Raw genomic sequence first — 19198 nt, forward strand, 5'->3', positions numbered from 1 at the left:
CACCCGGAAGCGATCTCCGGAGGCGGTTCACCCGCCGGTGGGCGCGGCGGCAGCGGCCCTTGACCGGGCTCCGGCCGGGCCGTCGGGGACGATCCGGCCGGAGCCGGTCCGGGCGGATCAGCCGATCGGATGACGGGCGGGTCAGCCGGGTGTCTCGGGAGGCGCAGACCGCGGGGGGACCTCCGGCCGCGGCGGGCCGGAGCACGATGGGGGCATGAACCCGCACGACCGACTGCTGCTCGATGCCGCCAAGGCCGGGGACGCGGACGCGGTGCGCGCCGCGCTCGCCGCCGGCGCCGCTCCGGAGACCCGTGACGGGGAACTCCGCACACCGCTGCTGCTCGCGGTGCTCGGCGACCACGTCGCCGCCGCCGAGGTCCTCATCGCCGCCGGCGCCGACCCCGATGCCCCCGACTCGCGCGAGGACAGCCCCTGGCTGGTCACCGGGGTGACCGGCAGCGTCCGCATGATGCGGGCCCTGCTCCCGGCCGGGCCCGATCTGACGCAGCGCAACCGGTTCGGCGGGACCAGCGTCATCCCGGCCGCCGAGCGCGGGCACGTCGCCTACGTCCGGGCCGTACTGGCGGAGACGGACATCGACGTCGACCACGTCAACCGGCTGGGCTGGACCGCCCTGCTGGAGGCGGTCATCCTCGGCGACGGCGGCCGGCGCCACGAGGAGGTCGTCCGGCTGCTGCTCGCCGCCGGAGCCGACCCGTGGCTGGCCGATTCCCAGGGGGTGACGGCGTACGAACACGCCGTGCGGCGCGGCTTCGACGGCCTGGCCCGGCTCCTGAGCGCGGCGCAGGACCGCTCCGGCCACGACGGCCGCGACGGCCGGAGCGCCGGGTGAGCCGGCGGGCCGCGCCCCGGACCCGTGCCGGGACGGGCCGGCGGGCGCGGGCGCTGCTGGTGGTCGTGCCGGCCGTCGTCGCCCTGCTGGGCGGCGGCTGCACGGCGGCCGGCGCCGGCAGCGCCCCGGACCGGACCGCGGCATCGCCCGCGCCGAGCGGGACGCCGCTGCCCGGCGGCCTGCCCACCCCCGAAGGGACCCTGCTCGTGGCCGACTTCGGCGCCGACACCGTGACCTTCGTCGATCCCCGGCGCGGCCCGGTGGGCTCCGTCGCCGTCGGCACGGCGCCGTACGGCCTGGCCGTCGGCGCGGACGGCCTCGCCTGGGTGGCGACCGCCGAGGGCGTGGCGGTGGTCGACACCCGGACCCGGGTCGGCGTGGCCCGGATCCCGTACACCAGCGGCACGGGCCCCGCCGGGACCGGCGAGTACCGGGGAGGCGGCATGGGCCTCGCGCTCTCACCGGACGGCTCGCGCGCCTACGTCGGCGTCAACGTGCCCGGCCGCCGGGGCGTGCTGGAGGTGATCGACACCGCCGCCCGGAAGGTCACCGCCACCGTGCCCGCGGGCCGCCGCCCCTTCGACGTGGACGTCGCCCTCGACGGCGGCGAAGTGTACGTGACCGGCCACGACTCCTTCGACGTCACGGTGGTAGACGCCGGCACGCTCGCTCCGCGCCGGATCGAGGTCGCCCCGTACGGCACCGGGGGCGGCCTCGCCTCCTGGCTCAAGCCGCACTACGCCGTCGTCCGCCCGGGGGACGGCCGGCTGCTGCTGCCCTTCGAGGGGGAGCGCCTCGCCGTGGTGGATCCGCGCAGCGGAGCGGTCTCGGTGGAGCCGATGACGGCCGACACCCACCAGCACGGGGCCGCCCTCACCCCCGACGGCCGGCTGCTCGTCGTCGGCACGGGCGCCGTGCAGGAGGGCCGGGGGCCGTCGCTGACCGTCCGCGCGCCCGGCGGCGAGGAGCGGGTGTACCCGCTGGACGGCCCGCACGAGGACGTGGCGGTGTCCCGCGACGGCCGGACCGCGTACGTCACCGGCGGCTACACGCGCGAGGGCCACTGGAACGGGCTGACGGTCGTCGACCTCGCCGACGGCACCAGCCGGCGCCTCCCCGCCGGCACCCGTCCCCTCGGGATCGCCGTCCTCTGAGCGGGGCCGGTCAGCCGCCGCCCTTGAGACGGCGGTTGACCTCTTCGGTGATGCGGCGGTTCAGTTCGGCCAACTGCTCGGGGGTGTAGCCGGTGAGGTCGCCGAGGTCCGGTGGATCGGTCCGGGGTTTGTCCTTCTGTTTCTGCTCGTCGCGCCGTTTGAGCTCCTGCTCCTCCGGCGAGCCGGGTGCCGCGTACGCGCACTTGATGAGCGCGCCGTCCGCGGCCTTCAGGCAGGTCGCCTCGCGGCCTGCGACCTGGCCCCGCCCCTCCACCCGGTAGCGGATGTCCTGTTCGCTGCCGATCGTCGCGGTCCAGGTGGTGCCTCCGGTGGGGACCACCTCGAACACCTGGTCGTCGTTGTAGCAGCAGACGTCCCGGTACTCGGCCTTGATCAGGGCGACGATCGCCTTCGGCGAGGACCAGGTCGGGTCGAGCCGGTGGACGGTCAGGGGCGCCAGCCCGCTGCCCTGGTGGTGCGCCGGGACCGTCGCGACGGCGACGACGGAGCTGGCCTCGCCCTGTGGGGTGAGGGGGGTGACGTAGGCGCTGCGTCCGCTCGCGTCGCTGTAGCGCAGGGTGAACTCGGAGTCGTTGCCCGCGTTCGCGCCGTCTTCCGAGGCGTCCCAGCCACTGCGTTCGAACCACCAGTCGGTGAAGCTCCCGACGGCGGTGACCGCCTCCCGCTGCCGGGCGGCGAGGCTGACGGGGTAGGAGGGGCCCGGGACTGCTTCCGTGTCGGCGGTGATGGTGACCTTGCCCGTCCGGCCGTTGTAGAGCGCGACGCCGGCGGGCCGTTCGGTGACGACGAGGAACCCGGTCTGGCGCTTGAGGGGGACGACCACGATGGGCGTGTCGCCCGAGCAGGTCACGTAGGCGTCCCCGGCCTCGAAGCGGACCCAGCGCTTCTGCTCGGAGATCTTCCGGCCCAGGTTGTGGTCGAACCAGCCGCTGATGCGCGCGTCCGCGACGTCCACGTCGAACGAACAGCGCTGCTGCGAGCGGCTGGTGCCGCCGAGCGGGACGTCCTGTTCGAGGCCGACCTCGTACCCCGACAGCCAGCCGCTCCGCTCGACGAGGGTGGCGAAGCGGTCGGAGTCGGGCAGATAGGTGATGTCGGCGATCTCACCGGTGACATCGCCCAGGTGCGGGGCGGCCTGCGCCTTGCCGACGAGGTACGGGGCGCGGGGCGCCAGCCCGGGCACGGGGTCCGTCACGACCTGGGTGGCCTGCATGTAGGCGCGGTCCTGGAGGTACGCGCCGTAGATCATCCACCCGACCGCGAGGACGAGGCCGACGAGGACGCCCGCACAGCCGAGCGTCCCCGCGACATCGCTCCCGCCGGAGGCCTTGCCGCGCCGCCTGCGCACGAGCCGCTGCACCGACCACACCAGCAGCACGCAGCCCGCGGCCAGCAGCGGCAGGGCCAGCCAGGCGAAGAGCTTGCGCAGCTCCCACACCAGGACGGTGGAGTAGTACGGGGCGAACAGCGGCACGCACGCCGCCGCCACCACGACACCGCCCAGCGTCATGCCGACACGCAGAGCCCGGCTCATCAGCGCCTCCCCCATGGCCCGGTTCGGCTCAATTGTGGAGGGCCGGGCGCTGCGGTGCCAGGGGCTTCGCGGAAGAGGGTGTCCTGCTTCCGGACGCCGGCCCGGGCGGGACGGGCGGGACCGGCGCCTGTGGGCCCCGCCGGGCCGGGGCCCTTGAGGGAGCAGGACGTCCGGGACGCGCAGCAGGATGAGATCCCTTGACGGCCATCTCCTGAACTGCACGTTTGCGTCTGCGGCAATGACTAGATGTCAATCTTTGCATTGTCGGCGCAGCCGCCGGCACCGGAGAGTGGAGACGTCCACGATGACGTGGGCGAGCCGCGGATGAGGGACGCGTGTTCCTCAGGCACTCGACCGTTGCGCCCCCGCCGAGGAGCCACCTGCGACCTCGGCCCTCATCGAACATCCCTCCCATCGGAATGAAGGCAATGAACCTCAGGAAATTCGTGGTCGCCACAGCACTCGGCGCTACCGTGCTCACCGCCGTACCCGCACTGGTCTCCCCGCAGGAGGCCGCCGCTTCCGCCTGCGACCAGCTGTCCGAATGCGGCAACACCTGGGGTGACGACGGCGGCGGCGGCTGGGACGGCGGCGGCGACACCGGCGGCGGCTGGGACGGTGGCGGCGACACCGGCGGTGGCGGCGACACCGGCGGTGGCGGCGACACCGGCGGCGGCAACACGGGCGGCGGCGACACGGGCGGCGGCGACACCGGCACCGTGCAGGACCCCAACCCGCAGCCGGACCCCAACCCGCAGCCCGACCCCAACCCGCAGCCCGACCCGGGCATGCAGCAGGTCGTCATCTCGGGCGTGGACCCCGGCGCCGCCGAGTTTCCCGCCACTCCCCTCAACCCGGGAATCGCGCCCATCACATGGAACGCGGGCAGCAGCGGGGGCATCTTCAGCGGCGGTGACATCGAGCGCGCCGTTGCCGTTTCCGCGGGCAAGAAGACGACCGTCAAGCAGCCCTGCCACGCGAACCACAGCAACGTGCCGGTCAAGCTGCTCCAGAATTACACCTACAAGGTGATGTACAAGACCAGCGATTCTCTGTCGGCCGCGGCGAAGGGCGTGCTCTCGCGCCAGTTCACCCACGACCTCAACACCGAAGTCACCACGCAGCTCGGCGCCGAGGCCACGATCCCTCCGGGTAACGGCTGGACGCTGGACGTCGAGTACCAGAACTTCGTCTACGAGATCACGACGACGAACCTCCTCGGCATCAGCACCACCGAGACCGCGAACGTCAGCCAGCCGACCGGCGGCTGGACGGCCGTCAACTGCTGATGACCGGCCGCTCCACCACGGTGGCGGTGCGACGGGTGCTCCCCGTCGCACCGCCGCTCGGCGCCCTGGCCGTCCCGCTCGCCGCACGCCGCGAGGCACTCGACGCGCTCGCCGAACTGGCCATCGCCGCCCACGCGCACCTGGACGACCCCGACCTCTTCCACCGCCCCCGCTGGCGGCCCAAGCTCCACCTGCGCCGCGTCGCCGGAATCGAACCGGCGCAATTGACGGAGCAGTTGGCCGCCGCTGCCGAGAACCGCAGCTCGGCCGGCCTGCTGGCCGTCCACTCCGTCCGCGCCGAACTGCTCGAACACCCCGGCCGACGCCCGTGCTTCGCCCCGGACGCGCTCGCCGAGCTGCACGGGCTGCTGATCGCGGGAGACCCCAACATCACCGCCCCGGGCGGGTTCCGCCGCGCACCCATGACCGTCACCTGGCCCGACGGGCAGGTCTTCTCGATCGCGACCGCAGCGGGCGCGCAGCTGCGGGAGCGGATCGAGGACTGGCACCACTGGGGCACCCGCACCACCGCGCCCCCGCTGGACACCGCCGCGCTGTCCATGGCGGCACTGCTGACGATCCATCCGTTCCCGGACGCCAACGGCCGCACGGCCCGCCTGCTCGGCCAGTGCGACCTGGTGGCGGCGGGTCTGCTGCCCGGCCTGCTGCTCGACCTGGACGCCTGGGTCGAAGAGCACCGGGCCGAGCACGACACGGCCCTGGTCGCCGCGGCCGACGGCGACCTCATGCACTGGGGAGCGCTGTTCGCCCGCGCGGTGACCGACACCGCCCGGCACCGGACCGGCACCCTCGCCGCCCACGGCCGACTGCTCGGCGCCGCCCTCGCGCAGGTCGCCGACGATCCCGCCGCCGTGGCGGTCCTCGGCCGGCTCCGCGCCGCACCGGCGGTCTCGGCCGCCTGGCTGCGCGACCGCATCGCGCACGAGCCGCAGCCGGCGTTGGAACGCCTGCGCGCGGCAGGCATCCTCACCGACCACCCCCGCCTCCCGGGGGCACTTGTCCACCCGCAGCTCCTCGAACTGCTCGACACCCCCTACCGGCCCGAAGGGGTCCCGGTCGCCGGTGCCGGTACGGGTGCGTCGACGGCGACGAGTTCGACCTCGAAGCCGTCCGCGTTCTCCAGGTAGGCGGCGTAGGTCCCTTCCCCTCCGGCGTGCGGGTGGCGGTCGGGGAACATCAGGGCCCAGCCGTGCTCCGGCGCCCGGCGGGCCAGCGCGTCCACGGCGTCGCGGCCCTCGACGTGGAAGGCCAGGTGGTTCAGCCCGGGCCGGCAGCGGTCGTGCCGCTCCGCCGTGAGGGCGGGCGACTGCTCGAAGACCAGGTAGGTGGTTCCGAGGCGCCAGCTCCGGCCGTCGTTCCAGCTCTGGAAGGGCGTGTAGCCCAGGGATTCCAGCAGCCACCCGAAGGAGGCGACGGCCCGCTCCAGTGCGGGCACCCAGATCTCGACGTGGTGCAGGGCACCGTGCACCGGCCGCGTCACGCCGGCCCCACCGTGGCGGCCCCGGCCGCGCGAGTGCGCAGCAGCGTCATTCCGTCCCCCGTCGTCGATCCGGGCCGCGTTCCCGGCCCCCGTCATTGTAGGTCCGCCGCAGGTACCGCCCGGGCCGACCGCCGCGCACCCGTGCGGTGTCCTGGCTTAGCCTGAACGCCCTTTCCGTTCGTGCTCGTCGTGTCCGAGGAGATCCATGGTCGACACCGTCAACTCGCTGACCGCCCGTCTTCACGATCTGCTGGTGACCTGCGTGGGCGGCGCCCCGCAGCGGGGCGACCTCACCGCGGGGCTCCACGACGTGGTCGCGCGGGCCGCGCCGCTCGGCCCCGACGGCGCGTGGCTCGCCGCCGCGGGCCACGCGAACCTCGGCGACCTGGCCTTCGCGCAGGGCGACGTGAACCGGGCCCTCTACCACCTCGACGCCGCGGTGACGGCCGGCTACAACGACTGCGTCGCCCTCCACATCCCGTCCATACGCCCGCTGCACCAGGATCCCCGCTTCCGTTTCACGTACGGGCGGATGCGCATCACCCAGGGCGACTTCGACGAGCTCCTCTGGCTGCACCGGGAGATGCAGATCACGGTGGGCGAGGCCCGGGAGGCGACCGTCGACAACATCGGCCGCCTCGACACCGGGGTGTCATCGCTCCCGCAGGCCCCCCTGCCGACGCGTGCCCCGCACACCCCCGGCCTGCTGATCACCCGCGTCGAGCTGGCCGCGCTCCAGACCGCCCTCCAGCAGGCGGCGTTGAAGGCGGAATTCGGGCGCAGCGCCGGCAACACCAGCCTCGATCTCATCGACGGCACCTGGGACCTCACCCGCGCCAGGTCCGACGCCTGGCACGCCGACGACCGGGACACCCGGCGCCAGCAGGAGGCCGAGGCGCGGGCCTTCGTCGAACGTCCCGGTGCCGGCGCCGTGCTCCTGGCCTGCCCGCCGCTGGGCTCGATCACCTACCCGGGCTGATCGGAACCCCCGGGCTGCGCGAGGAGCGCCCGTTCGGCGTGCTCGCGGAAGGTGCGGGCGGGCCGGCCGGTGAGGCGCTCGACGGTGTCGGTCACGCGGTCCTCGGCCCCCTCGGAGATGGCCCGGTCCATGTCGGCCAGCATCGCGGCGAACGCGGGCGGCATCAGCCGGGCGAGCCGCTCGCGCATCTGCGCGTGGGGCAGGGGGCGGTGGACCACGGGCCGGCTGGTGACCTCGGTGAGGACGGCGGCGATGTCGTCGTGGCTCAGGGCCCGGGGGCCGGTGAGGACGAGGTCGGTGTCGGGAGCGTGCGGGTCGGTGAGGGCGTGGACCGCCACGGCCGCGATGTCGTCGGCGTCGACGAAGCCCACCCGGCCGCTGCCGGCGGCGGTGACGAGGACGCCGTCGGCCCGGATGCCGCGGGCGTGCAGGTGGTCTCCGGTGAAGTTCTGCATGAACCAGGACGGCCGCAGCACCGCCCACTCGTCGAAGAGGCCCGGCAGGGCGGCGTGCACCCGGCCCGCCGCCGGGCCGCCCTCCGGGATGGAGGAGGCGCTCAGCAGCACCGCGCGGCGCGCGCCGCGCGCCCGGGCCCGGCGCAGGAACGGAAGGACCGGGGCCGCGGGGTCGGGATCGCCCACGGGCGGGATGACGTAGAGGCGCTCGACGCCGTCGAGGGCGGTGTCGTGGGTGCCCGGGTCGTACCAGTCGAAGCGGACCGGCTCGGCCCCGGCGACGGCGGCGCCGCTGCGGCCGGCCGCCTTGACCGCGTGCCCGGCGGCGGCCAGCCGGGCGGCGACGCGGCTGCCGGTGGTGCCGGTGGCGCCGATGACGAGGGTGGTGCCGGTCGCCGGCGAGGGGGTGGCGTGCGGGGCGGTCATCGGCTGCTCCTGGCGGGTTCGGTGCCGGGTTCGAGGAGGGCGAGGGGGTTCCAGTAGTCGCGGTAGGCGGTGATGCGGCCGTCGTCGACGGTGACCACGGCGATGTACGTCATGTCGTAGGGCCGTCCGCTCTCCACCAGCCGGCCGGTGGCGCGCATCTCCACCACGAGGGTCCGCGGGTCGGCGGTCTCGTGGATCCGCAGGTCGGCCTCGGGGAAGTCGTGCAGGTCGATGTGGTCGGGGTAGGGGCGCATGTAGTCGGCGATCGCCTCGCGCCCTTCCAGCCGCCGCGGCCGTCCCGGGGGTGCGAACGGGAACTCCATCACCCCGTCCTCGGCCCACAGGGCCACCCAGCCGGGAACGTCCCCGGCCAGCAGGAGCCGCAGGCCGTGGCGGTACAGCTGCGCCGGGGAGGTGGGAGCGGGTGCGGGGGGAAGACCGGGTTCGGGCATGGGTATCCTCCGTCTCATAGAATGCGGACCGTGGGTCCGATTCAACGATACGGACCCGGGGTCCGTTTTTCAATTGGAGGAACCGCGTGCCCGAACCCGAGCGCAAGACCCGCAAGGACGCCGCCCGCAACCAGCGGGCCGTCCTGGAGGCCGCCGACGCCCTCTTCGCCCGCGCCCAGAGCCCCGAGGACCTCACCATGGCCGACGTCGCGGCCGCCGCCGGGGTCGGGAAGGGCACGGTCTTCCGCGCCTTCGGCGACCGCGCGGGGCTGCTGCGCGCGCTCTACGAGGCCCGGCTCGAACCCGTCCGGCAGGCCGTGGAAACCGGGCCTGCGCCGCTCGGGCCCGACACCCCGCCGCAGGAGCGCGTCCCCGCCCTCCTCGACGCGCTCCTGTGCTTCAAGCTCGACAACCGCCGCCTCGCGCTCGCGCTGGAGGCGAGCGGGGGCGGGACGACGCCCTACCAGGCCGGGCACTACGAGGACTGGCACGGCCTGCTGCGATCGGTGCTGGAGCGGATCCCCGGGCTCACCGACCCCGGGTTCACCGCCCACGCCCTGCTCGCCGCCACCCGGGCCGATCTCGTGGAGCGGCTGGCCGGACCGGAGGGCCTGGCGCGCGAGGACCTGCGGGCCCGGCTGGCGCGCTACGCGGACCGGGTCGTCACGGCGCGGCCGGCCGACGCGCCCCCGGAGTGAGGGCCGCGGCGGCCGGGGGCGCCCGGGCGGAGTAACTGCCGGACGGGCGGCGCGTTGGGTACTGCGTGACACTTGACGATCTGTACACCGACATCGTGGCCGAGGAACTCGACGCGGACGCCGACGCCGGGCCCGAGCGGCTGCCGGTTCTCACCTACCGCGAGGCCGTGCTCGCCCTGGCGGTCCTCGGCGCCGTCGCCGAGGGGCGGACCGGCGAGGAGGTGCGCACCACCGCCCGCGCCCTGGGCACCCGGCTCGGCATGCGCCTGCCCGCCGGCTGAACCGCCCCCGCCCGCGAGCCCGCCGCCGGGGTCAGTCCGTGGCGCTGGTGATGACCGCGAACGGCGCCCCGAACGGGTCGAGCACCATCGCGATGCGCCCCACCCCCGGGGCGTCCATGGCCGGGATGATGACGGTGGCTCCGGCCTCCGCGGCCCGCGCGAGCGCGGCGTCGCAGTCCTGGACCTCGAAGTACGGGTGCCATTCGGGGGTCGATCCGGCGTCCAGGTGCTCCGGGCCCAGTTGCAGGATGCCGCCGTGCACGGTCCGCTCTCCCCCGCCCGCGGGACCGGCGATGGTGTAGACGACGCCCCCGCCCATGGGCATGTCGCGGGTCTCCCAGGACAGGACGCTGCCGTAGAACTCCTTCGCGGCGGGGCCGTCGGTGGTGTAGAGCTCGATCCAGCTGACGCTGCCCGGCTCGTTGACGCGTTCCAGGCCGTCGGTGTCCCGCGGTTCCCACACGGCGAACTCGGCGCCCGCCGGGTCGGTGAAGCCGGCCATCCGTCCGGCCGTGAAGACCTCCGTCGGCGGGAAGCGGACGCTGCCGCCGGCCTGCTCCACCGCCTCGGCCGTGGCGTCGGCGTCCACGGTGCGGAAGTACACCGTCCACGCGGAGCCCGCACCCTCCTCGGTCAGGGGGCCGACGGCGGCCACGGTGCGGCCCTCCTTCCGCAGGAAGCCGTAGCCCCCGGCCTCCGGACCCGCCGAGACGAACTCCCAGCCGAACACGCGCCGGTAGAAGGCGACGGCCGCGTCGACGTCGGGCGTGCCCAGGTCGAGCCAGTTCAGGCCGCCCGGCACCTGCGTGGAGGTCAGCATGGGGTGCTCCTGTCGCGTGGGGTGTGCCGCGGGCCGGCGGCCCGGGACCGTACCGCCAGCCTCCCATCCCGGACGCCGCCGCGGGCGCCTTCCGCGGGGGTGCGCCGGACGTGCCCCTATCCTGCGGAGATGATCAAGCCCATCGAACTCGTCATATTCGACTGCGACGGCGTACTGGTCGACAGCGAGCGCATCGCCGCACGCGTGCAGGTCGCCCTCGGAGCCGCATGGGGGTGGCCGCTGACCGAGGAGGAGGTCGTCGACCGGTTCATCGGGCGGTCGCACGCCGCCATCCGGGAGCAGGTCGCGGACCGGCTCGGCCAGGAGACGGCCGCGATCTGGTCGGAGAGGTTCGAGGAGCTGCACCGCGAGGCCGTGGACGCCGGACTCGCCCCGGTCGACGGCCTGCCCGAGGCCCTCGACGCCCTCACCCTGCCGACCTGCGTCGCCTCCAGCGGCTCGCACGACAAGATGCGCCACACCCTCGGCCGCACCGGGCTCTACGCACGCTTCGCCGGCCGCATCTACAGCGCCACCGAGGTGGCCCGCGGCAAGCCGGCCCCCGACCTGTTCCTGCACGCGGCCCGGCGGATGGGCGTGGACCCGGCGGCCTGCGTCGTGGTCGAGGACAGCGGGCCCGGCGTCCGCGCCGCCCGGGCCGCCGGCATGCGCTCCCTCGGCTACGCCGGCGGGCTGACCCCGGCGGCCCGCCTGGAAGGCCCCGGCACCACCGTCTTCCACGACATGCGCGCGCTGCCCGCGCTCATCGCGGCGCTCTAGGCGGAGCGCGGGCCGGACGTCAGCGCCAGGACTGGTGCTGCGCCGGCTGCCCGGGGTGCCAGGGGGCCGGTCGGGCGCTGCGGAGCAGGGCGTCGAAGCGGGCGTACAGGTCGTGCGCCCGCTCGGGCGCGGGGACGTAGGCGGTGACGGATCCGTCGGTGAGCTGGACCGTCACCACGCCGGCGCCGCGCTGGTCGGGCTGGTGCCACACTCCGGCGAGGGCCGCGGCGGGGACCCAGCCCGGCTCGCTCTCCGGGGCGCGGCGGCCGCCCCGGCGGCGCCGCAGGGCCCGCCGGTAGCCGGGGATCAGCAGGGCCGGGAAGGTCACCACGGCGAACAGGAAGATCGCGATGCCCGCGATCACGCCGCCGGCCCAGTTCAGCAGCGCGATCAGGGCGCCGTAGCAGAGCGCCACGAGGAACACCCACATGGCGGCGTCGACGGCGGCCTCCGGCGCCCCGGACTTGCGGAGCAGGGTGAAGGCGCCGAGCGAGGCGAGCATCACCAGGAGGGTGACGCATCCGGCCCCCTCGCCGAGGAAGGTCTCGGCGAGGGATTCCTCGCGCTGGTCCGGCTTGACGGCGTAGCCGTGGTCGTGGAAGTGGACGGTGATCCGCCCGCCCGGCGTGGCGTTCACGCCCTTGATCGCGTACATGACGATCACGCTAGCGTCCCCGGCGGCGCTCCCGGGAACCGGCCCCCGGGCCCGGAGCCCCTGCCGCGCCCGGGTTCCGCTTCCAGGACCTCCCGGCGTGAGAACGGGCACATTTTTGTCCCTTTTGACCAAAATCGCTGGATCCTTGTCTGCGTTCGTACCAAGCCACCGCCACCGGGAGAGACATGCGCAGCGCACACCGCCTGACGGACCACGGCCGGTTCGGCCTGCCCGCGATGGCGGGAGCCGCCGCACTCGGCCTCTGCCTCACCCTGCTGATCCCGGCCGGTCGCGCCTCCGGCGCCGAGGCGCCCGCGCCCGCCGGCGCGGCGGCCGGGCGGGCGGCCGGCGCTGCCGGAGCCGCCGGAGCGGTGGCGGGCCTGCAGGAGGTGTCCTCGTTCACCGTCCACTTCCCCGCCGCCCCGTACCGGACCGCGAACATCGGGCGCGCCGTCGAGCTGATCAACGGATCGGTGGTCCGCCCGGGCCGGACGTGGAGCTTCAACGGGACCGTGGGCGAGCGCACCCGGGAGAACGGCTTCGTCGACGGCATCATGATCAACGACGGCCGGTACGTGAAGGCGCCCGGCGGCGGCGTCTCCAGCGTGGCCACCGCCATGTACAACGCCGCGTTCTTCGCGGGCGTCGACCTCGTGGAGCACGGGGCGCACTCCTTCTACATCGAGCGCTACCCCGCGGGCCGCGAGGCCACGGTCGCCTGGGGCACCCTCGACCTCCGCTGGAGGAACGACTCCGGCCACCCCCTCACCATCCGGGCCGAGTCCACCGACACCTCGGTGACGATCACCCTGCTCGGGACGAAGAAGTACGACGAGGTGCGCGCCACCGAGGGCCCGCGCACCGACGTCACCCCGCCGGGCGCGCGCCGGGCCTCCGGCCCGGACTGCGAGGCGCAGACCCCGCTCGAGGGGTTCGACGTGGCGGTGGACCGGGTGTTCGTCCGCCAGGGCCTGGAGGTCGGGCGGCAGACGTTCCGCACCCACTACACCCCGCGCGACGAGGTCGTCTGCACCGTGGAGCCCACGCAGAGCCCGTCCCCGGCGAGCCCGTCCCCCACGGCGGTCCCCGCCTCCCCCGCCCCGTCTCCCAGCGCCGGCTGACCCCGCTCCCCGGAGACGGCGGCGCGAACGCCCTCCAGGTTGGCCGAATCCCGGACTCCCTGGCGCCCGCCGCCCTGACCTAGCCTGCGGTCCGAACCAGGACCGAAACCGGGGGGACGCACGTGACGCGGGAGACACAGGCGCACGGGCAGGGCGGGGAGGACGCCGGCCTCGACTCGGTGGTGTGGGGGTGCTGCCGCGCCGGGACCGGGTGGTTCTGGATGGCCCGCCACACCGCGTGGGACGGCACCGTCCGGCGCACCGCGCACGGCTGGCGCGAGACCCGGGACGACGCCACCCGGGTGGGGGCGGCCGCGGCCCGGAACCTGGCCGCCGGCACCCGTGCGCAGGTGTTCCTGCGGCACCGGACCGCCGAGTACGCCCTACGGGTCCTGCTGGAGGACAGCGGGACCCTGGCACCCCAGCGCCCCGCGCCCCGGTAGGGCGCCGCGCCGCCGCGGCCGCTCAGGACGCCGAGAGGGCTCCGGCGCGGGCGATGACCACGTCGAGCAGGGCCAGCAGGCAGTCGCGCGCGTCGTCGCGCGAACGGGCGTCCAGCAGGAGCACCGGGGTGGCCGGATCCCGCAGGTGCAGGGCGGCGGCGATCTCCTCGGCCGTGTAGGACTGCTCGCCGTGGAAGCAGTTCGCGCCGACCACGAACGGCAGTCCGCGGCTCTCGAAGAAGTCGATCGCCGGGAACCCCCGGTCCAGGCGCCGGGTGTCGACGAGGACGAGCGCCCCCAGGGCCCCGCTCAGCAGGTCGTCCCACATGAACCAGAACCGCTCCTGGCCGGGCGTGCCGAACAGGTAGAGGACGACGCCGGCGTCGGCGAGGGTGATCCGGCCGAAGTCCATCGCGACGGTGGTCAGGGTCTTGGACTCGATGCCGTCGAGGTCGTCGACGCCGACGCCCGCACTCGTCAGGCGCTCCTCCGTGCGCAGCGGCTCGATCTCCGAGACCGACTCGACCAGGGTCGTCTTGCCCACTCCGAATCCGCCGGCGATGAGGATCTTGACCGGGGCCGCTTCCCGGGAGGCGGAGGCGGCGGAGGTGTCATATCCGGGCAAGGTTGTCCCTGATTTTCATGAGCAGGTGGACATTGGTGGTCTCGGCGCCCTCCAGGGGCGGCCGGTGGTCGATCAGACCGCGGTCGGCGAGTTCGCCCAGGAGGAGCGTCATCGGCGTGAGGCGCATGTGCATGCGGGCGGCGATCTCGGCGACCGCCATGCCGCCCGGCGGCACGCACATGGCCAGGACGGCCTGCCATTCGGTGGCCAGCCCGGCCTGGTCGACGTCCCCGGGGACCGCCGCCACGATGGTCGTGTCCATCGTGAGGACGGTCTGCGGAGCGGCGGCCGTGCGGCCGTCGGTGAGCGCGTACAGCCGGGTCCGGCGCGTGCTGCGGCGCTGCGGCTCGTCGGGCATTACGCGGTCGGCGCGGAAGTGCGCTCGGGGGTCCCCAGCCACTCGCCGAGCGCCTGGGCGGTCCGTACGGCCTCGCCCCCCAGCTCTCCGAGCCGGGCCTTGCGGTTGGTCACCACGATGAGCGTGCTGCCCTCCCCGCACCCGACGACGCACAGGTAGCGGTCGTCCATCTCCACGAGCTGGCGGATGACGCGGCCGCCGTCGATCTCCCGGGAGATCGCCTTCATGGTGGCGGCGATGCCGGAGGAGGCGGCCGCGATGCGCTCGGCCTGGTCCCGCTCCAGCAGGTACGCGCTGAGCTTGATCCCGTCGTTGGACAGGAGCACGGCTCCCTGGATTCCGGCGATCCTGCTGAGGTTGTTGTCCAGGATGCCGTAGATCATGTCGCTGGCTGTTGTCATGACTGGTCCGCTCCGAGCTCTGCTTCCACTTTCTTGGTCCCCTCTTCGTAGTCCGCCCAGGCGTCGGCCACCTCTTCGGGTGTCGCCGCGTCCCGGCCGGCCTCCGGCTCCGGGGCGCGGGGGCCGCGCAGTTGCCGGGTGAGGTGGGTCTGCGGGACGCGCTCGGGCAGGGCCGGCCGCGCGTCGGCGGCGGCCGTGGAGCGGGTGGGCAGCGCCCGCTCGGGCCGCGGCGGTACGGGGGCGGGGGCGGCCGCCCCGGGGGCCGGGGCCGGCGGGGCCTCGGGCGCCGGCTCCCCGACCGCGGGCTCCCGTACTGCGGGCTCCCGTACCGCGGGCTCCCGTACGGGGATCCGTACCGGAGCGGGCACGGCGGCCGGCCTCGGCTCGCGGTCGGGCCGGGGCCCGGGTTCCGGGTGCTGCGCGGCCGGTGCCAGCAGCGTGCCCGGCAGGACCACCACGGCCGCCGTCCCGCCGTACACGGAGCGCCGCAGCGTGACGCGGGCCTGGAGCTGTTCGGCGAGGTGGCCCACGACGAAGAGGCCGAGGCGGTGCGCGTTCTCGGCGAGGACGGAGTACGGCGGCGCCGAGTGCAGGCGCTCGTTCATGGCCTCGTACCCGGCGGGCGTCACGCGCGGCCCGCGGTCCTCGATCTCGACCGACAGCCCGTCGGCCACGAGTTCGGCGCGGACGACCACCTTCGAGCGCGGCGGCGAGAACCGGGTCGCGTTGTCCAGCAGCTCGGCCAGCAGGTGGCTGATCTGGCTGATCGCGTGCGGCTGGACGCTCGCCTCGTCCAGGGCCTGGCGTTCGATGCGCCGGAAGTCCTCGACCTCCGCGGCGGCCTCGCGCAGCAGGTCGGCGACGCGCATGGGCTCGGTGTGCGGGTCGGGGATCTCGCCGCCGGCGAGGATGAGCAGGTTCTCGATCTGGCGCCGCATGCCCACCGTCAGCTGGTCGGAGCGCATCAACTGGGCCAGGAGCGCCTCGTCGTGGCCGAAGGTGTCCTGGAGGTCCTCGGTCAGGCTCAGCTGCCGGCTGACGAGGTTCCCGGTGCGCGAGGCGATGCCCGAGGCGAACAGGCCGAAGCCGTGCCGCTCGGCGGCGAGCTGCCGGTGCCCGTCCACGGAGGCGGCGACCACCCGGGCGAAGGCGTCGGCGATCTGGCCGACCTCGTCCTGGCGTCCGCGCACCGCGGGCAGCGCCTCCTCGTCGACGGGCTCCCCGCGCTGGAGGCGGGCCACCACGTCGGGCAGCGTCTCCTCGGCGATGGCGACCGTGCGGGTGTGCAGGCGGTTCAGGCGGCGCAGGACCGAGCGCGTGGTGAGGACGACGACGGCGGTGACCAGCAGCAGGGCGCCGCCGCTGGCGCCGATCAGCCAGGAGACCTCGACCTCCAGCTCGGTGGCCTTCGCGTCGGCGTCCTCGAACACGCCGCGGGCACGGTCCGTGTTGAGCTGGGCCAGGCGGGGCGCGAAGGTGCGGTACGCGGCGGACCAGTCGCCGACGTCAGCCGGCAGCTTCACACCGGTCGCGGTGTCCTTGTGGTTGGCGATGACCGCGTTCTCGATGCGGAGCTTGGACTGCCAGGCGTCCGAGCCGGTGAGCTTGTCGTACTCCGCCAGCTCGGCGGGCGGCAGGTACGGCACGATCCAGGTGTCGTAGAGGTAGCGGTGGGTGCCGACGGCGTCGAGGAACTGGGAGAAGCCGGTGGCCGCCAGTTCGCGGGAGGGCCCGGCGAGCGCGAGGGCGGTGTCCTCGCGCGCGACCATCTCGGTGGCCGAGAACAGGGCGACGGCGGGCCTGCTCTCCTGGGCGAGTTCGGCGTCCTCGGAGTGGCTGAATTCATCCTGGTAGGCGCGGATGATGTCGTCGATGACGCCGGTGTAGTAGCCGACCGCCTGCTCGGGGCTGCCGCTGTGGGCGTCCGCCCGCTTGCGGTACGAGGCCAGCAGGTCGAGCCGTCCGCCGACGGCGTCGAGGCGCCCCTCGCCGTGGTCCTGTCCGTCCTCGTCGGCCTGCTGCGCCCCCTCGCCGCCGCCCGATATGCGGCGGAACTCCGCCGCCGCCCGGTCGGTTCCGGCCCGCTTCTCGCGCAGGGCGTCGTCGGTGACGGGTGAGCCCGCCCACCGCGCCGCCGTCATCGCCCGCTCGGCCTGGAGCTCGTTCATCAGCTTGACCAGGGGCACGCCGATCCGCTCGCCGTCCTCCACGTCGCCGCGCAGGTGCTCCGACTGGGCCAGCAACCGCTGGGCGGTGACGGCGACCTGGGTCCCCATCGCCACGGTGGGGACGACGGCCAGGCAGACCAGCATCGTGCGCAGGCGCACGGTGCGGCGGCGCCGGAGGGGCGGCGGGCTGGGCGGGCCTTCGGGTGCCATCGCAGACATCGGTCCTCGGGAGCGGCGGAGACGGGCCTGGACGAGGGCATGGGGGAACTGCCGACACGGCCCTGTGGGGTGAGGATGCCGATCATATCCAGCCAGTCCGAATAAACGGAGACCCTACTTCCACGCCGCTGCGCGGAGGTCAGCGCAGGGACTCCCGCGGGGGTCGCTCGCGCAGGGCGCCGTAGCCGATGAAATAGGCCGGAACGCGGTTCAGCCAGCGGGAGTCCGTGACCAGTTCCGTCATCCGCTTCGCCCGGCGGGGGTTGCCGAAGGCGGTGCGGCCGGCCAGCAGGGGCTCGATGACCTGGGCGTGGGCCAGCCGCTGGAGCCCCTGGGTGGCCACCGTCGTCGGCCAGCGCCGCAGTTGCACGCGGCGCACGTCGTGGAGCCCGACCGCGCCCGCGCGCAGCGGGCGCACCAGGTGGCGGGCCGCGGCCACCGCGTCCTGGACGGCCAGGTTGATGCCGATGCCGAAGACGGGCGACATCGCGTGGGCGGCGTCACCGACGCAGAGCAGGCCGGGGCGGTGCCAGCGGCGCAGCCGGTCGAGGCGGACGTCGAGCAGTTTGACCTCGTCCCAGGAGGTGACGGCGCCCGCGCGGTCGGCCAGCCAGGGCACGGCGTCCGTGAAGCGGGTCATGAAGCGCTCCAGCCCCTCGGCGCGGCGCTCGGCGTCCGTGCCCTTGGGGATGAGCGCGGCGCACTGCCAGTAGTCGCCCCGGTCGATGAGGGCGGTGAAGAACCGGTCGCCCAGGCCGCCGACGAGCCCGCCGGGGTCGTCCTCGCAGCGCGGCAGGCGGAACCACCAGGCGTCCATGGGGCAGGCGAAGTCCTCCAGGCCGAGTTCCGGCAGGGCCCTGGCCAGCGAGCCGCGCCCGTCGCACGCCACGGTGAGGGTGGCGCGCAGTTCGCCGGTGGCGCCGTCGGCGGTGCGGTAGCGGACGCCGGTGACGCGGCCGCGCTCGACGAGGAAGGAGGTCGCCCCGGTGTCCATGCGCAGCCGGAAGGAGGGCTCCTTGCCCGCCTCGTCGGCGAGGAGGTCCAGGAGGTCCCACTGGGGCACCATCGCGATGTAGTTGTACGTGCCGTGCAGCGCGGAGATGTCCCCGACGGTGACGAGGGACCGGTCCGGTCCGATGGGCAGCTGGACGGAGGTCACCCGGCGCTGCGGCAGCCGGGCGAAGCGTTCCGCGAGGCCGATGTCGTCCAGGAGCGAGAGGGTCGAGGGGTGCACGGTGTCGCCGCGGAAGTCGCGCAGGAAGTCCCCGTGTTTCTCCAGCACCGTCACCTCCACCCCGGCCCGGGCCAGCAGCAGTCCCAGCACCATGCCGGCCGGTCCGCCGCCCACCACGCAGCACGTCGTGCGTTCCTGTTCCACGGCACCACCACCCCTTTCCGGATGTCAGGCGCACGGATTCGGGTGCCCGAGGTGACGACTCACTGGTAGGTGACTAGCATGGTCAGAGGAGGGCCGCCACCGCGGAAGCAGGAATTCAGCCTGCGGTGATGCAGACGGCCCAGTGAAGAGCGGTCCCGCCCCATGGGTCCGTGGCTCGAACAGCCACGTTGACGGCGGATGCGCCTCCACGTTTATCGGGTAAAGGTAAAAACTCCGTGCTGTTGGCGAAAGGAGGCAGAAACCGCTTCGCGCCGTGGGAACGGCGCAGTGACGAGAAGGGTTCTGAACCATGCAAGCACTGAGAGTGAAGCGGCTCTTCGCGGCCTCCGCGATCGGAGTCCTCCTGGCCGGCGGCGCCGCCCTCGGCGCGGCGGGTACGGCTGCCGCGGCAGCGCCCGCGCACCCGGTCACCTACAGCCACGGTGGCGGCGGTTGGGACGACGACGACCACGGCTACTACAACAACGGCTGGGACGACGACGACTGGGGTGGCGGCGACTGCGGCTGACCGACCGCATCCCCTCCAGGCTGTGCGGACCGCCGAGCCGGCGGTCCGCACAGCGGCG

Annotated in this window: 22 protein-coding genes; 11 read left to right on the forward strand and 11 right to left on the reverse strand. The window is 74.4% G+C overall.

Features of this window, described 5'->3' with window-relative positions; genetic code table 11:
- The first annotated feature begins 214 nt into the window (after positions 1–214).
- Positions 215–853, forward strand: a complete 639-nt coding sequence (locus tag ACIRBY_RS05030) for an ankyrin repeat domain-containing protein (RefSeq protein WP_403896253.1) — start codon at positions 215–217, stop codon at positions 851–853.
- Positions 850–2007, forward strand: a complete 1158-nt coding sequence (locus ACIRBY_RS05035) for a hypothetical protein (RefSeq protein WP_403896256.1) — start codon at positions 850–852, stop codon at positions 2005–2007. The genes ACIRBY_RS05030 and ACIRBY_RS05035 overlap by 4 nt, the downstream gene beginning before the upstream one ends.
- Before the next feature lie 10 nt (positions 2008–2017).
- On the opposite strand, the gene ACIRBY_RS05040 is transcribed toward ACIRBY_RS05035, so the two are convergent.
- Positions 2018–3562: a hypothetical protein gene (locus ACIRBY_RS05040; RefSeq protein WP_403896259.1), complete on the reverse strand. Its 1545-nt coding sequence runs from the start codon at positions 3560–3562 to the stop codon at positions 2018–2020.
- Between the two features lie 428 nt (positions 3563–3990).
- On the opposite strand from ACIRBY_RS05040, the gene ACIRBY_RS05045 reads away from it, so the two are divergent.
- Complete coding sequence (locus ACIRBY_RS05045) at positions 3991–4851, forward strand: DUF6426 family protein (protein WP_403896262.1); 861 nt, start codon at positions 3991–3993, stop codon at positions 4849–4851.
- Positions 4851–5999: a Fic family protein gene (locus ACIRBY_RS05050; protein WP_403896265.1), complete on the forward strand. Its 1149-nt coding sequence runs from the start codon at positions 4851–4853 to the stop codon at positions 5997–5999. The genes ACIRBY_RS05045 and ACIRBY_RS05050 overlap by 1 nt, the downstream gene beginning before the upstream one ends.
- On the opposite strand, the gene ACIRBY_RS05055 is transcribed toward ACIRBY_RS05050, so the two are convergent.
- Positions 5906–6352 (reverse strand): VOC family protein, encoded by a 447-nt coding sequence (locus ACIRBY_RS05055; protein ID WP_403896268.1) that lies wholly within the window; start codon positions 6350–6352, stop codon positions 5906–5908. The genes ACIRBY_RS05050 and ACIRBY_RS05055 overlap by 94 nt on opposite strands.
- Before the next feature lie 205 nt (positions 6353–6557).
- Between ACIRBY_RS05055 and ACIRBY_RS05060 the strand changes: the two genes are divergently transcribed.
- Positions 6558–7331, forward strand: coding sequence for a hypothetical protein (locus ACIRBY_RS05060; protein ID WP_403896271.1), 774 nt, complete (start codon positions 6558–6560; stop codon positions 7329–7331).
- On the opposite strand, the gene ACIRBY_RS05065 is transcribed toward ACIRBY_RS05060, so the two are convergent.
- Together ACIRBY_RS05065 and ACIRBY_RS05070 are read right to left on the reverse strand one after the other, a co-directional pair.
- Positions 7319–8212 (reverse strand): ergot alkaloid biosynthesis protein, encoded by an 894-nt coding sequence (locus ACIRBY_RS05065; protein ID WP_403896274.1) that lies wholly within the window; start codon positions 8210–8212, stop codon positions 7319–7321. The genes ACIRBY_RS05060 and ACIRBY_RS05065 overlap by 13 nt on opposite strands.
- Positions 8209–8664, reverse strand: coding sequence for a nuclear transport factor 2 family protein (locus ACIRBY_RS05070; RefSeq protein WP_403896277.1), 456 nt, complete (start codon positions 8662–8664; stop codon positions 8209–8211). The genes ACIRBY_RS05065 and ACIRBY_RS05070 overlap by 4 nt, the downstream gene beginning before the upstream one ends.
- Before the next feature lie 86 nt (positions 8665–8750).
- Between ACIRBY_RS05070 and ACIRBY_RS05075 the strand changes: the two genes are divergently transcribed.
- Together ACIRBY_RS05075 and ACIRBY_RS05080 are read left to right on the forward strand one after the other, a co-directional pair.
- Positions 8751–9362, forward strand: a complete 612-nt coding sequence (locus ACIRBY_RS05075; protein WP_403896279.1) for a TetR/AcrR family transcriptional regulator — start codon at positions 8751–8753, stop codon at positions 9360–9362.
- Between the two features lie 65 nt (positions 9363–9427).
- Complete coding sequence (locus tag ACIRBY_RS05080) at positions 9428–9643, forward strand: hypothetical protein (protein WP_366449490.1); 216 nt, start codon at positions 9428–9430, stop codon at positions 9641–9643.
- Between the two features lie 31 nt (positions 9644–9674).
- Here the strand turns inward: ACIRBY_RS05080 and ACIRBY_RS05085 are convergent, their stop codons facing one another.
- Complete coding sequence (locus tag ACIRBY_RS05085) at positions 9675–10463, reverse strand: VOC family protein (RefSeq protein ID WP_403896283.1); 789 nt, start codon at positions 10461–10463, stop codon at positions 9675–9677.
- Between the two features lie 129 nt (positions 10464–10592).
- On the opposite strand from ACIRBY_RS05085, the gene ACIRBY_RS05090 reads away from it, so the two are divergent.
- Positions 10593–11243 (forward strand): HAD family hydrolase, encoded by a 651-nt coding sequence (locus ACIRBY_RS05090; protein ID WP_403896285.1) that lies wholly within the window; start codon positions 10593–10595, stop codon positions 11241–11243.
- 19 nt (positions 11244–11262) lie between these two features.
- Here the strand turns inward: ACIRBY_RS05090 and ACIRBY_RS05095 are convergent, their stop codons facing one another.
- The gene (locus tag ACIRBY_RS05095; RefSeq protein WP_403896288.1) at positions 11263–11898 is read right to left on the reverse strand and encodes a hypothetical protein; all 636 of its coding nucleotides are present in this window, start codon (positions 11896–11898) and stop codon (positions 11263–11265) included.
- Positions 11899–12083: 185 nt separating this feature from the next.
- Between ACIRBY_RS05095 and ACIRBY_RS05100 the strand changes: the two genes are divergently transcribed.
- Positions 12084–13019 carry a VanW family protein gene (locus ACIRBY_RS05100; RefSeq protein ID WP_403896290.1) on the forward strand — a complete coding sequence of 312 codons (936 nt, stop codon included), beginning with the start codon at positions 12084–12086 and terminating at the stop codon, positions 13017–13019.
- Between the two features lie 122 nt (positions 13020–13141).
- On the forward strand, positions 13142–13462 hold the full coding sequence (locus ACIRBY_RS05105; RefSeq protein WP_366449486.1) for a hypothetical protein: 321 nt from the start codon (positions 13142–13144) through the stop codon (positions 13460–13462).
- A 22-nt stretch (positions 13463–13484) separates the two neighbouring features.
- On the opposite strand, the gene ACIRBY_RS05110 is transcribed toward ACIRBY_RS05105, so the two are convergent.
- From ACIRBY_RS05110 to ACIRBY_RS05130, 5 genes are all read right to left on the reverse strand, one after another.
- Positions 13485–14087 (reverse strand): GTP-binding protein, encoded by a 603-nt coding sequence (locus tag ACIRBY_RS05110; RefSeq protein ID WP_403896293.1) that lies wholly within the window; start codon positions 14085–14087, stop codon positions 13485–13487.
- A complete protein-coding gene (locus ACIRBY_RS05115) occupies positions 14074–14445 on the reverse strand; it encodes a DUF742 domain-containing protein (RefSeq protein WP_403896296.1) in 372 nt (123 codons plus the stop codon). Before ACIRBY_RS05115 ends, ACIRBY_RS05110 begins: the two co-directional genes overlap by 14 nt.
- Positions 14445–14846, reverse strand: coding sequence for a roadblock/LC7 domain-containing protein (locus ACIRBY_RS05120; RefSeq protein ID WP_042818750.1), 402 nt, complete (start codon positions 14844–14846; stop codon positions 14445–14447). Before ACIRBY_RS05120 ends, ACIRBY_RS05115 begins: the two co-directional genes overlap by 1 nt.
- The gene (locus tag ACIRBY_RS05125; RefSeq protein WP_403896299.1) at positions 14843–17233 is read right to left on the reverse strand and encodes a nitrate- and nitrite sensing domain-containing protein; all 2391 of its coding nucleotides are present in this window, start codon (positions 17231–17233) and stop codon (positions 14843–14845) included. Before ACIRBY_RS05125 ends, ACIRBY_RS05120 begins: the two co-directional genes overlap by 4 nt.
- Positions 17234–17372: 139 nt before the next feature.
- On the reverse strand, positions 17373–18560 hold the full coding sequence (locus tag ACIRBY_RS05130) for an FAD-dependent oxidoreductase (RefSeq protein WP_403896904.1): 1188 nt from the start codon (positions 18558–18560) through the stop codon (positions 17373–17375).
- 361 nt (positions 18561–18921) lie between these two features.
- Between ACIRBY_RS05130 and ACIRBY_RS05135 the strand changes: the two genes are divergently transcribed.
- Positions 18922–19140: a hypothetical protein gene (locus ACIRBY_RS05135; RefSeq protein ID WP_403896302.1), complete on the forward strand. Its 219-nt coding sequence runs from the start codon at positions 18922–18924 to the stop codon at positions 19138–19140.
- The last annotated feature ends 58 nt before the right edge of the window (positions 19141–19198 follow it).

Origin of the sequence: Streptomyces sp. NPDC096136, assembly GCF_044763325.1 — a bacterium.
Taxonomy (GTDB): Bacteria; Actinomycetota; Actinomycetes; order Streptomycetales; family Streptomycetaceae; genus Streptomyces.

Bases quoted from the DNA above. Each gene is read 5' to 3' on its own strand.
- ACIRBY_RS05100 (WP_403896290.1), top strand. From the start codon at position 12,084: ATGCGCAGCGCACACCGCCTGACGGACCACGGCCGGTTCGGCCTGCCC.
- ACIRBY_RS05085 (WP_403896283.1), bottom strand. From the start codon at position 10,463: ATGCTGACCTCCACGCAGGTGCCGGGCGGCCTGAACTGGCTCGACCTG.
- ACIRBY_RS05030 (WP_403896253.1), top strand. From the start codon at position 215: ATGAACCCGCACGACCGACTGCTGCTCGATGCCGCCAAGGCCGGGGAC.
- ACIRBY_RS05065 (WP_403896274.1), bottom strand. From the start codon at position 8,212: ATGACCGCCCCGCACGCCACCCCCTCGCCGGCGACCGGCACCACCCTC.
- ACIRBY_RS05040 (WP_403896259.1), bottom strand. From the start codon at position 3,562: ATGAGCCGGGCTCTGCGTGTCGGCATGACGCTGGGCGGTGTCGTGGTG.
- ACIRBY_RS05130 (WP_403896904.1), bottom strand. From the start codon at position 18,560: ATGGTGCTGGGACTGCTGCTGGCCCGGGCCGGGGTGGAGGTGACGGTG.
- ACIRBY_RS05045 (WP_403896262.1), top strand. From the start codon at position 3,991: ATGAACCTCAGGAAATTCGTGGTCGCCACAGCACTCGGCGCTACCGTG.
- ACIRBY_RS05070 (WP_403896277.1), bottom strand. From the start codon at position 8,664: ATGCCCGAACCCGGTCTTCCCCCCGCACCCGCTCCCACCTCCCCGGCG.
- ACIRBY_RS05095 (WP_403896288.1), bottom strand. From the start codon at position 11,898: ATGTACGCGATCAAGGGCGTGAACGCCACGCCGGGCGGGCGGATCACC.
- ACIRBY_RS05050 (WP_403896265.1), top strand. From the start codon at position 4,851: ATGACCGGCCGCTCCACCACGGTGGCGGTGCGACGGGTGCTCCCCGTC.
- ACIRBY_RS05135 (WP_403896302.1), top strand. From the start codon at position 18,922: ATGCAAGCACTGAGAGTGAAGCGGCTCTTCGCGGCCTCCGCGATCGGA.
- ACIRBY_RS05115 (WP_403896296.1), bottom strand. From the start codon at position 14,445: ATGCCCGACGAGCCGCAGCGCCGCAGCACGCGCCGGACCCGGCTGTAC.
- ACIRBY_RS05090 (WP_403896285.1), top strand. From the start codon at position 10,593: ATGATCAAGCCCATCGAACTCGTCATATTCGACTGCGACGGCGTACTG.
- ACIRBY_RS05060 (WP_403896271.1), top strand. From the start codon at position 6,558: ATGGTCGACACCGTCAACTCGCTGACCGCCCGTCTTCACGATCTGCTG.
- ACIRBY_RS05120 (WP_042818750.1), bottom strand. From the start codon at position 14,846: ATGACAACAGCCAGCGACATGATCTACGGCATCCTGGACAACAACCTC.
- ACIRBY_RS05125 (WP_403896299.1), bottom strand. From the start codon at position 17,233: ATGTCTGCGATGGCACCCGAAGGCCCGCCCAGCCCGCCGCCCCTCCGG.